Source organism: Streptomyces sp. NPDC031474 (assembly GCF_055581185.1).
This window is the reverse complement of record NZ_JBVIJX010000008.1, coordinates 305,479-317,253: the sequence shown is the minus strand read 5'-3', so window position 1 is coordinate 317,253 and position 11,775 is coordinate 305,479. Positions and strand designations below refer to the sequence as shown.

The 11,775-nt window shown below is 71.5% G+C and carries 9 protein-coding genes; 5 read left to right on the top strand and 4 right to left on the bottom strand.

Annotation, left to right across the window (positions count from 1 at the left end):
* Nucleotides 1-12: 12 nt before the first annotated feature.
* Nucleotides 13-1,755, top strand: a complete 1,743-nt coding sequence (locus ACZ5SK_RS18670; protein WP_334576123.1) for a pyruvate dehydrogenase — start codon at nt 13-15, stop codon at nt 1,753-1,755.
* Between the two features lie 95 nt (nt 1,756-1,850).
* Here ACZ5SK_RS18670 and ACZ5SK_RS18665 read toward each other — a convergent pair whose 3' ends face one another.
* Complete coding sequence (locus ACZ5SK_RS18665) at nt 1,851-3,287, bottom strand: helix-turn-helix domain-containing protein (protein ID WP_334576121.1); 1,437 nt, start codon at nt 3,285-3,287, stop codon at nt 1,851-1,853.
* A gap of 222 nt (nt 3,288-3,509) precedes the next feature.
* Here ACZ5SK_RS18665 and ACZ5SK_RS18660 point away from each other — a divergent pair, with 222 nt between their 5' ends.
* The 3 genes from ACZ5SK_RS18660 (at nt 3,510) to ACZ5SK_RS18650 (ending at nt 6,270) form a co-directional block, all read left to right on the top strand.
* Nucleotides 3,510-4,157 (top strand): hypothetical protein, encoded by a 648-nt coding sequence (locus ACZ5SK_RS18660; protein ID WP_361705487.1) that lies wholly within the window; start codon nt 3,510-3,512, stop codon nt 4,155-4,157.
* A 127-nt stretch (nt 4,158-4,284) separates the two neighbouring features.
* Nucleotides 4,285-4,782 (top strand): hypothetical protein, encoded by a 498-nt coding sequence (locus ACZ5SK_RS18655; protein ID WP_443041208.1) that lies wholly within the window; start codon nt 4,285-4,287, stop codon nt 4,780-4,782.
* Nucleotides 4,783-5,781: 999 nt separating this feature from the next.
* Complete coding sequence (locus ACZ5SK_RS18650; RefSeq protein ID WP_457493733.1) at nt 5,782-6,270, top strand: ATP-binding protein; 489 nt, start codon at nt 5,782-5,784, stop codon at nt 6,268-6,270.
* 106 nt (nt 6,271-6,376) lie between these two features.
* Here ACZ5SK_RS18650 and ACZ5SK_RS18645 read toward each other — a convergent pair whose 3' ends face one another.
* Nucleotides 6,377-7,438, bottom strand: coding sequence for a DUF2637 domain-containing protein (locus tag ACZ5SK_RS18645; RefSeq protein WP_334576117.1), 1,062 nt, complete (start codon nt 7,436-7,438; stop codon nt 6,377-6,379).
* 664 nt (nt 7,439-8,102) lie between these two features.
* Between ACZ5SK_RS18645 and ACZ5SK_RS18640 the strand changes: the two genes are divergently transcribed.
* Nucleotides 8,103-8,963, top strand: coding sequence for a GntR family transcriptional regulator (locus tag ACZ5SK_RS18640; RefSeq protein ID WP_457493734.1), 861 nt, complete (start codon nt 8,103-8,105; stop codon nt 8,961-8,963).
* Between the two features lie 139 nt (nt 8,964-9,102).
* On the opposite strand, the gene ACZ5SK_RS18635 is transcribed toward ACZ5SK_RS18640, so the two are convergent.
* Both ACZ5SK_RS18635 and ACZ5SK_RS18630 read right to left on the bottom strand, forming a co-directional pair.
* Nucleotides 9,103-9,876, bottom strand: a complete 774-nt coding sequence (locus ACZ5SK_RS18635; protein ID WP_334576114.1) for a hypothetical protein — start codon at nt 9,874-9,876, stop codon at nt 9,103-9,105.
* Nucleotides 9,877-10,083: 207 nt separating this feature from the next.
* On the bottom strand, nt 10,084-11,775 hold the full coding sequence (locus tag ACZ5SK_RS18630; protein ID WP_468156549.1) for a PucR family transcriptional regulator: 1,692 nt from the start codon (nt 11,773-11,775) through the stop codon (nt 10,084-10,086).

Sequence of the window (11,775 nt, the reverse complement as noted above, 5' to 3'; positions counted from 1 at the left end):
GTGCGTCGATCCATGGCCAAGCAGAACGTCGCCGAACAGTTCGTGGACATCCTCGCCCGCGCGGGAGTGAAGCGCCTCTACGGCGTCGTGGGGGACAGCCTCAACCCCGTCGTGGACGCCGTGCGCCGCAACCCCGCCCTCGACTGGATCCACGTCCGCCACGAGGAGACCGCCGCCTTCGCCGCCGGCGCGGAAGCGCAGATCACCGGGAAGCTCGCGGCGTGCGCGGGCTCCTGCGGACCCGGCAACCTCCACCTCATCAACGGCCTCTACGACGCCCACCGCTCCATGGCCCCCGTGCTCGCCCTCGCCTCGCACATCCCCTCCAGCGAGATCGGCCTGGGCTACTTCCAGGAAACCCACCCCGACCAGCTGTTCCGCGAGTGCAGCCACTACAGCGAACTGATCTCCAGCCCGAAACAGATGCCCCGGCTGTTGCACACGGCGATCCAGAACGCGGTCGGCCGCAGCGGCGTCAGCGTGGTGTCGCTCCCCGGCGACATCGCCGACCGGCCCGCCCCCGAGAAAGCCGTCGAAACCGCTCTCGTCACCGCCCGGCCCACCGTCCGCCCCGGAGACGCCGAGATCGACGCATTCGTCGAGATGATCGACGCGGCCGACAAGGTCACCCTCTTCTGCGGCAGCGGTACGGCCGGCGCGCACGCCGAGGTCATGGAGTTCGCCGGAAAGATCAAGTCCCCGGTGGGGCACGCGTTGCGCGGGAAGGAGTGGATTCAGTACGACAATGAATTCGACGTCGGCATGAGCGGTCTCCTCGGCTACGGCGCCGCGTACGAGGCCACTCACGAGTGCGACCTGCTGATCCTGCTCGGAACCGATTTCCCGTACAACGCCTTCCTGCCCGACGACGTGAAGATCGCCCAGGTCGACGTGCGGCCCGAACACCTGGGCCGGCGCTCGAAGTTGGACCTCGCCGTCTGGGGCGACGTGCGCGAGACCCTGCGCTGTCTGATCCCGCGGGTGCGGGCGAAGGACAACCGGCGTTTCCTCGACCGGATGCTGAAGAAGCACGCCGACGCGCTGGAGGGGGTGGTGAAGGCGTACACGCGGAACGTGGAGAAACACGTTCCCGTCCACCCCGAGTACGTTGCCGCCGTCGTCGACGAACTCGCCGCCGACGACGCCGTGTTCACCGTGGACACCGGGATGTGCAACGTCTGGGCCGCTCGTTACCTCACGCCCAACGGCCGCCGCCGCGTCATCGGTTCCTTCTCCCACGGCTCCATGGCGAACGCGCTGCCCATGGCGATCGGCGCACAGTTCACCGACCGCCGTCGGCAGGTCGTGTCGATGTCCGGCGACGGCGGTTTCTCCATGCTGATGGGCGACTTCCTGACCCTCGTCCAGTACGACCTGCCCGTGAAGGTCGTACTGTTCAACAACTCCTCGCTCGCCATGGTGGAGTTGGAGATGTTGGTCGCGGGGCTGCCCTCGTACGGCACTGCCAACAAGAACCCCGACTTCGCCGCCGTCGCCCGCGCCTGCGGCGCCCACGGCGTCCGCGTCGAGAAGCCCAGACAACTGGCCGGCGCGCTCAGGGACGCCTTCCGGCACAAGGGCCCGGCCCTCGTCGACATCGTCACCGACCCCAACGCGCTGTCCATCCCGCCGAAGATCAGCGCCGAGATGGTCACCGGTTTCGCGCTGTCCGCCTCGAAGATCGTCCTCGACGGCGGGGTGGGCCGGATGCTGCAGATGGCCCGCTCCAACCTGCGCAACGTGCCTCGCCCGTAAGGACGCCGGCAGCCCGGCCGGTCACTGCTGGTCCCGCCGGTCGGCGACGGTCGGTCCGGGTGGACGGTGGGTCGCCAGGCCACGGCAGCCTGCGGTCAGTCGGTGGCGGGGACCCACTGGCGCTCGCCGTTGTCCGAGCCGTACCAGTAGCGGGGCAGACCCTTGATGCCGCTCGTGCGGAACGGGCGGCCGTGATCGTCGACGCGGACCGTGCCGGTACGTCCCTGGGACGACCAGTCGAGTTCGAGGTACCAGTTGCAGTCGCAGCTCTCGGTCCGTGCCGTGACCAGCAGCACCTCCGGGTCCGCGCTGGACACGCGGTAGGGCAGGCTCACCGCCGGGATCGGAGTGCCCGCATCGTTCCCGGCGACCGAGTGCGCGACGGGACGGTCCTTGTCCAGGTCGACCGCGAAGTAGCGCTTGCTGAGCGAGCCGCCGCAGCCCTGGTCCATGGCGTACACGGTGCCCTGCGCGGGTGAGGCGCGGCCGACGACCCGCACACGCAACGCCGTCAGAACGACGGCCGTCGAGTCGCGGCCCTGCACCGAGATCTCCACGTTGGTCTCCCGCCCGTGCAGGGCGCCCTGGGCCGACGCCCACTGACCGGCGTCCTGCTCAGCCGGGGGCGGTGGAACCTGCGCCGGAGGTTTGTCGATGACGTAGTCGTGACCGCAGCCGAGCGCCCAGACCTGGGAGTCGGCGGTCCACAGCAGCGGTACGCCCGTCGCGGGGGCCGAGGCCCTGCCGCCGGCCGGGGCGCTGGCCCCGGAGGGGGAGGTCCTGCCGGGGCCGGTCGAAAGGGAGGGCGAGGCGGAGCGGGGCGCGGGGGAGAGGGTCGTGCTGCTGGTGGGCGTGGGGGAAGGGTGCGGGGACGCCGTCCGGTACGGGTCGGCGGTGGATCCCGGGGCCCGGGCGGCGTCGTCGGAAGCCGTCGGGTGGTTGCCGCCGGGCAGCGCGGACAGGCTGCCCAGGGTGGCGAGGACCGCGCAGGCGACACCGACGAGGACTGTGACGCGTCGACGACGGTACCAACGGCGAGACGGCGCCTGTTGTCCGCCGGGTTTCCGAGGCTCTGTTTCCGCCGAAGGCCGGGCGTTCGCTTCCGGCGGTGCGCCCGGTGTTTCCGGTGTTTCCGGCATTTCCGTCGTTGCCGGTGTTTCTAAGGCTTCTGAGGTCTTCCGCGTTTCCCGGAGCGTCGGTGCTTCCGGTGCTCCCGGTGCTTCTCGTGCGTCCGGTGCGTCCGGGGCGGATATGCTCCGCGCCGCCCGCTGCTGACGGGCCGCCACTGCGCGCAGCCACCGCCGGTGCAGTTCGAGGCGTTCCTCGGAGGTCGCTCCGCAGAACTCCGCGAGCCGCTCCACCGGGGCGAAATCCTGCGGAACCGCTTCCCCCGCGCAGTACCGGTGCAGAGTCGAGGTGTTCATGCCCAGTCGGCGTGCGAGAGAGCCGTAGCTGCGCTCCGTGCGCCCCTTCAGTTCCGTCAGCAGCGCCGCGAACTCCGTCACATCGCCCACACCGTCGTCGGTCGACACCGTTCCCCCGTGCTCGTCCGGCCCGGTCGGTCATCCCAGGCACCCATATACCTGCACGTCACATGGGCTGGGATGGTTCCACCGCGGCAGATCGGGCGAAGAACGTTGCACCGGGCCGCTCCGTCCGCCGATGCTCTTGGTGTCGCCCCGACCAGGGCCGGATCGACCAACCGGCGTCGCGGCGACGATCCACACCCATGCACTCACTCACGGGGGACACCCATGCCCAAGCGCATCCGAGCCGCCACGCTCACCGGGCTCACCGCACTCACGGCGGCGGGCCTCGCCCTCGGCACCCTGCTCGTCGTACCCGCCGGCGCCGCACCGGCGGGTGCGGCCGCGCCGCAGCCGCCCGGCTTCCTCTCCGCCGCCGACCTTCCGCCGCACCCCAGCTCGTCCTGGACGGCCGGTGAGATCACCGCCGGCGCATCGCCGGAGGCGGAGGCGGACCGCTGTCTCGGCACGGCGCTGGGCGACGGACGGGACTCCTGGTACCGGGACTTCCGGACCGACCTCGACGCCAGCGCCCGTCAGGTCAGCCTCGAACTGTCGAGCGTCAGCGCGGCGAAGTGGCGGTTCTCGCTGGTCAACGAGCACATCAAGTCCTGCGCCACGCGGATCGAGCAGGCCGACCCGGAGGTCACGGCCACGTTCAAGGACTACGGGAAGCTGAACGTGGAGGAGGGCGCCCATGTCTACGGCCTGCACACCGAGACGTCCTGGGGCGCGACCGACATCCGCCTCCTCTCCGTGGGACGGGACGGCACGCGGGTGACGGTCGTGGACTGGGGCCGGCTCGGCGACTTCGACGACGCGCCGGTGAAGGCCTTCAAGAAGACGACCGTCACGGCCGTCAACAAGCTTCGCTGACCGCACGACCCCCACAGCCGTACGACCACCGAGAAGAGCCGGGGACGCCGCCCTCCCGTCACGGGGGTCGGGAGGACGGCGTCCCCACACGACCACTGGACACACGAGACATACGGGGAACACACACATGACGAGCATGATCAGCTTGACCGGCAAGAGCACGAGCCGCCTTCGTACCACTCGCCGCCGTGCCGCCCTGGCCGCGGCCCTCGCCCTGGCCCTCGGGCTCGGCGTGACGGCCCAGGCCTCCGCCGGCAGCCCGCGCAGCGTCAGCGGCAAGTCGTCCGACAACATCACCCGTATCGCCGACTTCTATGGCGCCTACATCGACGCGGTGACCGACGAGGGCGGCGGAAAGCTCGCGGACGAACTCCGCAAGCATTACCTCACCCCGGCCTTCCAGAAGGAACTGAACGCCTGGGAGGACAAGAACCACGCCAACGGCGTCCTGCGGGCCCAGAACGTGCCGCTCGCATGGAAGGTCACCGACAACGGCACGGCGAACTACACGGAGGCGGTCGTCACCCTCACCTGGAGCAGCAACACAGCGACCAAGCTCGTCGTCGACATGACCCGCGACCACAAGATCTTCCACATCGGCACGACGGGAGTCGAAGGCAGTTAGGACTGCTGCGCGAGTATCGCTGGGATCTTGAACTGCCGTAGTGCGAAAGGCCCTTGGGCCTCGTACTGCGGCAGTTCGAGTATGCGGGGCAAACGGGGGACACGGTTTCCGTTGCGTTTCCGCGTGAGGAGCAGTGCATTCCGGCCAATGTCGTCGGCAACGGGAAAGCGCTCCGGCCGTCCGGTATCAGCGGCCCCACCTCTTCTTCGGGTACGGCCAGGTCGGCAGGGGCGAATCCGTAGTCGATGCGATCCCGGACGGTCAGCAGGTCGCCCGGGTGCGTAGGTGGGAAGGGGGCGAGGGCGGCCGGGTCGGCGTCCGCCTCCCAGAGCGGATGCCCCGGCTCACCACCGCTCGCCGGGGAGGCGAACGTCGGGCGCCGGTTGCGCCGGCGCGCACTCTTCAGGGGTACGACCGCGCCGTCGTACGCCGTCCCCTCGGTCTGGAAGCCGAGTTCGTCGCCGCCGGGCCTGGGGCCGATCACCGCCTTCTCGCAACCGCCCGCCCGCTCCTCCAGTCCGCGCCCTGTCAACCGGAACCACCCTGTCGAGCAGGGCCTTTCCCGCCTGGTGCCAGTATCGGACGGCTCGTCCAAGGCCCGCAGGGCCACATCGCCCGGCACCGGTTCGCCCGGCGCGTGCCCGACGGACCGGGTCGACGGCACACAGGCCCCTTGAGGCGCACGACACCCGAACCGTCGCATCGCGCGCTCCGCACGCGCTGGAAACAGGGTCCGGTCGGTTGTTTCGCGGCGCCCTCCTCGGTGGTTCGGACGGGCGCCGCCCGTCCCTCGGCAGCCCGTGGGAAAACTCGGGGAGGACTCGGGGGAACCCCGGGAGGGCCCGGGAGTGTGGGGAGCGCCCCCGCGGCCCGCCCGAACATGGCCGAACACCCGGTCGTTGATGATTCGACATGACTGGCCCCGTGCCGACCGGGCAAGGATCCCCGTGAACGTGTTCGAGCAGGAGGGGAACCGACATCGACACGCGGGCGGGGGTCATGGAGAGGCAGGCTTGGGGAAGCGGTCCGACGGCGATCGCGGGCACCTCGGCGACGAGACGGACAGGGGAGGGCACGGCCGAGGACGTGGCGGAGCAGGACGGGGCGTCGCAGCTCAGCCGCAGGCTCGGACGGGCGGATCTGCGGGCGGTGCCCGAGGTGCGCCGGGCGTTGCGGGAACTGCTGCAGGGCTGGGGAAGGCCCGGCCGGTCGGAGACGGCGGAACTGCTCACCAGCGAGCTCGTCACCAACGCCCTCGTGCACACCGACGACGACGCGGTGCTGACGGCCACCGTCTCACCGTCCGGCCTGCGGGTGGAGGTACGGGACTTCGTGGCCCGCCACCCCCGGCCGAGCACGCCCAGCCCCGACGAGGGCACGCACGGTCGGGGGCTGGTCCTGGTGGACTCCCTCGCGGACACCTGGGGCGTGCGGGCGCAGGGCGGCGGAAAAGTCGTCTGGTTCGAGCTGGGAGCCGAAGCCGCCTGAAGGACAGGCCCTGAAAGACAGGCCATGGGCGAGGGGCGACACAGCAACGGGAAGGGGGCGCGACCGTCGTGGTCGCGCCCCCTTCCCGGTGGTGTCTACCTGTCCGTCAGCCGAACTGCTGCTCCAGGTCCTTGAGCTTGCGCTCCAGGGAGTCGAGGCGCGGCAGGGCCATTGTGTCGTCCTCCGCGGTGAGATCGACGGTGATCGACGAGTCGGCGCCGTGGCGAACGGGCTGCAAGGAGGGCCGTGACCGTACGGGCAGCTGCTCCGCAGAGTTCGCTATGGCAGGCTCCGCGGAAACTCGCTCGGCCGTGGCGCGCTCCAGGGCGGCCTGGGCCTCCACCTGACGGCCACCGCCGCCACCACGGCCGGGGAAACGACTGTGACCTCGGCTGATCGCCTTCAACTGGGCCCGCTCGACCCGCTGCTGCTCGCGACGGCGCAGCTTGGTCTCCTCCTTGCGGACCTTGTCGTCGCGGACCTCCTCGACGGCCTCGTCCAGGCTGCGCACGTTTTCCAGGAGCATCAGCGACCACGCCTTGTAGGTCTCACGAGGAGCCCGCAGCCAGCGCACGACGCGGATCTGCGGCAGCGGACGGGGCACCAGCCCCTGCTCGCGCAGCGCGGCCCGGCGGGTCTGCTTCAGGGCCCGGTCGAAGAGAACGGCCGCCGACAGGGACATGCCGGAGAAGAACTGCGGTGCGCCGTCGTGGCCGAGGCCCCTGGGCGCGTGCACCCAGTTGAACCAGGCCGCGGCGCCCGCGAACGTCCACACGAGTATCCGGGAGCCGAGCGCCGCGTCACCGTGGCTGGCCTCGCGCACCGCGAGGACGGAGCAGAACATCGCCGCGCCGTCCAGGCCGAACGGGACGAGGTACTCCCAGCCGTTGGTGAGGCCGAGGTTCTGCTGGCCGAAGCCGACCAGGCCGTGGAACGAGAGTGCGGCGGCGACGGCCGCACAGCAGAACAGAAGCACGTAGGAAGCGGTTCCGTATATGGCTTCCTTGCGCCTGCGGCGCTCTTCGGTGCGCTCCCACGAGTCGTCCGCGCTCGCGTTGGCCCCGGAGGAGCGCTTGCCGCGCGCGAGCACCGCAACCGCCGCCAGCATGCCCAGGAGCAGTACGGCGCCGGGAAGCAGCCAGTTCAGCGATATGTCGGTCAGTCTCATCTGGGGGTCCCTTGCATTGGGATAGGGCGTAACGCCCGCCATAGTGGCCCAATCCCGCCGTCCCTCAGGGGGTTTCGGGGCAAGAGGCCGCCAAGGAGGTGCAAGGGGATGCCCAGGGCGACGTTCTGCTCGAACTGCCGCTTGAGGGGCGGGAGTTGAGTTCGAATAAGACTACCCGTACGGGTGGTTCCACGGAAAGTTCCCGTGACAAGTGAGAAAGTTGTGAATCGCCTGTAACCGAAAGGGAGTCTCGTCCGGGTGATCTTACGGGACGTGCGGGCGTGTCCCGTCGCCGGGGGGTGGCCGAGTGTGCCTGAGCGTGCCTCAACTCGCCGGGGCGCCGGTGAGCTTGGTGACGCGGTCGGCGTCGCAGGTGCGCGGGCAGGTGGCGTACGGCGCGGTTCCGCCCTTCGCGGGCTGGGCCGCGGCGGTCCGGTCGACTCCCGGGGGAAGCGGTTCTGTGCGGGGAAACGGTTCTGTGTGCCCCGGCTCCGTGACGGTCGGGCTCGAGCGCCCTCCGTTTTGGGAGCGATTAAAGGTAAGCCTTACCTTATCCGGTATCGTCGGGATTTGAACTGGCGGTCGGTGCGCCTAAGGTGCTTGACGGACGAGTAACAACCCGCCGTAATGACCCCAAGTACCGACAAGGCCGGAGGAGGCCCCCGTGGAGCAGAGGGCGCAGGGCTCCATCGGTACGGGAAATCCGGCCGCACAGGAGGCCGAGGACTGGGCTCGGGTGCCGGCGCAGTCACGCGGAGTTGCTGCCGAGTACGGACAGTTCGGTGAGCCCGGTGAGCCCGGTGAGCCCGGTGAGGGCGCGGGCCGTGAGCCGTGCGGCCCGGCGGGCGCCGCGCGCGGTGAGCACACGCACAGCGAGACCCCGATCCCGCGCCCCCGGCCCGTCGTCCAGCGCGCCTCGGTGCGCGGCCAGATCCTCGACGCGCTGCGCACCGCCCTGGTCGCCGGGGACCTGCGGCCGGGCGAGGTGTACTCGGCGCCGGTCCTCGGGGAACGTTTCGGGGTCTCCGCGACGCCGGTCCGGGAAGCGATGCAGCAGCTCGCGATGGAGGGCGCCGTCGAGGTCGTCCCCAACCGGGGGTTCCGGGTGATCGTGCGGGGTACGCGCGAGCTCGCCGAGCTGGCCGAGGTGCGGGCGCTGATCGAGATTCCCGTGATGCTGCGGCTCGCCCGTACGGTGCCTGCCGAGCGGTGGGCGGAGCTGCGGCCCCTCGCCGAGGCGGGCATGCGCGCGGCGGCCTCCGGCTGCCGGGTCACGTACGCGGAGGCCGACCGGGTCTTCCACCGGGCGATGCTCGCCCTCGCCGGCAACGAGCAGTTGGTCGGGGTCGCCGAGGATCTGCACCGGCGGTCGCAGTGGCCGCTGGTCGGCGGGCCCGCCTCGCGCGCACGGGCCGACCTCGTGGCGGACGCGACGGAGCACCTGACGCTGCTGGAGGCGTTGACGGCACGGGATCTGGACGTGGTGCAGGCGGTAGTGCGAGAGCACTTCGCCGGCGCGGCCTGAGCGGACGGTTCGTGGTGCGTGCCGCGTGCGCGCTGCGTGCGTGCCGGCCTGCTGGGGGCTGCCGCCCCCAGACCCCCGCTTCGGCCCCGAAAGGGCCTCGTCCTCAAACGCCGGACGGGCTGAAGTCCGACCCCCGTCCCTACGCCGTCGCCGCCGGGGGTGTCAACTGCCTTGCCAGCCAGGTGGGGACGCCGCCGAGGAGGCGGAACAGGCGTCGTGCCTCCTCGCGTAGTCGGGAGGCCTCCGGCTCTGCTTCCGCGTCCGCCAGTGAGGCGAGCGCCGGTGCTGTGCCCACCAGGTAGCCCAACTCCTCCCGGATGCGCAGGGATTCGGCGAAGCCGTGGCGGGCCTCCGCCATCTCGCCGTCGCGCAGGGCGAGTCCGGCGAGGTGGCGCCAGGTGAAGGACAGCAGCAGCGAGTCCGAGTGCGCCGCGGCCGCCGTGTGGGCGCGGCGGTAGGCGGCCCTCGCGGCCTGCGGGGAACGGGCGATGTTCTCCGCGAGCAGGCCCCGGCGGAAGTCCAGCAGCGCCCGGCCGACCGCGTCCGGCGGGATCAGCGCCGCCGCCCGGCCGAGCGCGGCCCGCGCCTCGTCCACCCGGTCGCGCACCCCGTGCACCGTGGCGGCGTACGCAAGTTGCCCCCGTTCACAAGCGGCGGCGCCCCGCTCCTCGTCGTCGTGGGCCAGCGCTTCCGCCGTACGCAGTGCGTCCTCGGCGTCCTGCCAGCCCTGCTCGGTGTACAGGCACCGTTCCACGAGCAGCGCGGCCCGCTGGATCGCGCCCTGCGCCGTTTCGGGCGGGATCAGAGCCGCCGCGTCGGACCAGCAGGCCCGCGAGCGCAGCCGCCATACGGCCGTCTGGAGGGGGTCGTCACCTGAGGTCGTTCCGGTACCGGACATGGCGGTGTACGCCACGTTGCCCTCCCCGAGCGCGCCGTCGAGCTTTGAGTGGTGGCCGCATCTCAGCACGAATCGCGGCACCGAGCCAAGGGGGCGGGTGAAAGATTTCACAAAGTCGTGGGACTCTCCGTCCCCGAAGGTTTCGACGGACGGCCGACCGAAGGACGGCAAGACGGGTGGGAACCGGCTTCTGTTCCTTGTCGGCCTGTTGTCATCCTGTCGTCAGCTCATGCGCAGGGCCAGGAAGAAGTCCAGCTTGTCCTCCAGGCGCGACAGGTCACGGCTCGTCAACTGCTCGATCCGTCCCACTCGGTAACGCAAAGTGTTGACGTGCAGATGCAGACGGGAGGCGCAACGGGTCCATGAGCCGTCGCAGTCGAGGAAGGCCTCCAGCGTCGGGATCAGCTCGGCGCGGTGGCGTCGGTCGTAGTCGCGCAGGGGATCCAGGAGACGGGCGGTGAACGCTCTGCGCACGTCGTCCGGGACGAACGGGAGCAGGAGCACGTGCGAGGCCAGTTCCTGGTGCCCGGCCGCGCACACCCGCCCCGGCCGGGCGGCGGCCACCCGTCGCGCGTGCCGCGCCTCCTCCAGCGCCCCGCGCAGCCCCTCCGCCGAATGCACGGCCGCGCTGACGCCCAGCGTGAGCCGGCCGTCGCCGTCGAGACCCGCCGACAGCGGCTCTCGTACGGTAGTCAGGAGCGCGTCGGCGAGGACGCCGCTCTCGGAGCCGTCGTGCTCGCTCGACACCGCCGGCAGCGGTACGAGGGCGATGGCCTCGTCACCTGTGTGGGCGACGGCGATGCGGTCGGAGGGCTCCGGGCCGGTGGCGAGCGGATCGACCAGGATCTCCTCCAGGAGCGACTGGGCGACCGGGCCGGCCTCCGGGCCGCCGTCCTCCCACTCGACGCGGGCCACGACCACCTGCCAGTGCGGCGCGGACCCCAGTCCCGGCAGCAGCACCGGCGCGGCCACCCGCAGCCGGGCCGCGATCTCCGCCGGGGCCGCGCCCGTCTGGACGAGCTCCAGCACCTCCTGCGCCAGGCGCCTGCGCACCGTGCGCGCGGCGTCCCGGCGGTCCCGCTCCACCGCGATCAGCTGGGTGACGCCCTGCAGCAGGTCGAGGCGCTCGTCCGCCCAGTCCCCGGCGTCGGCCTCGACGGCCAGCAGCCAGTCCGACAGCACGCTCTCGCGCACGTCCCGGCCGGCCTTCGGGCCCTGCGCGGTCTGCGGGGCGCGGCCGCTGCTGCGGATCGGGAACAGCGAGTACGTCGCCTGGCCGACCAGCGCCCGGTGCGGTCCGCGCCGGCCCGTCCGGACGGCAGCCAGCTGCTCCGCCGCGAGCTTCGCGCACACCTCGGCGGGCAGGCCGGGGCCCGTGCCCTTCGGGCCCGCGATCAGCCGACCGGTGGGGGACAGCACCCAGGCGCGCAGGTCCAGGTCCGAGCCGAGCAGGTCCAGGACCACGTCCGGGCCGCCGCCCGCCGGGCCCGAGGTCATCATCCGGCGGTGCCGGTCCACGACGGCCGCGAGATCCCCGGCGCGCTCGCCGGACACCTGCCGCACCACGTGTTCGGTGATCGTCGCGAAGGCCACCGACTCGTGCACCGCGAACACCGGGAGACGGTGCCGGGCACAGGCCACCACCAGGTCCTCCGGGATGTCGCCCAGTTCCGCCTCACCCGCCGCGAGCGCGGCCACCCCGGCCTGCACCAGGATCCGCACGAACGGCTCGGAGTCCGCCGCGTCCCGGCGCCACGCCAGGCCCGTCAGCACCAGCTCACCGCCGGAGAGGTAGCGGCTGGGGTCCCGCAGGTCGGTGGTCATGACACCCCGCACCGCGCGGTCCAGCTCGTCCTCGCCGCCGAGGAGCCTCAGGCCCAGCGCATCGGTGTCCAGCAGGGCGCGCAGCCGCAT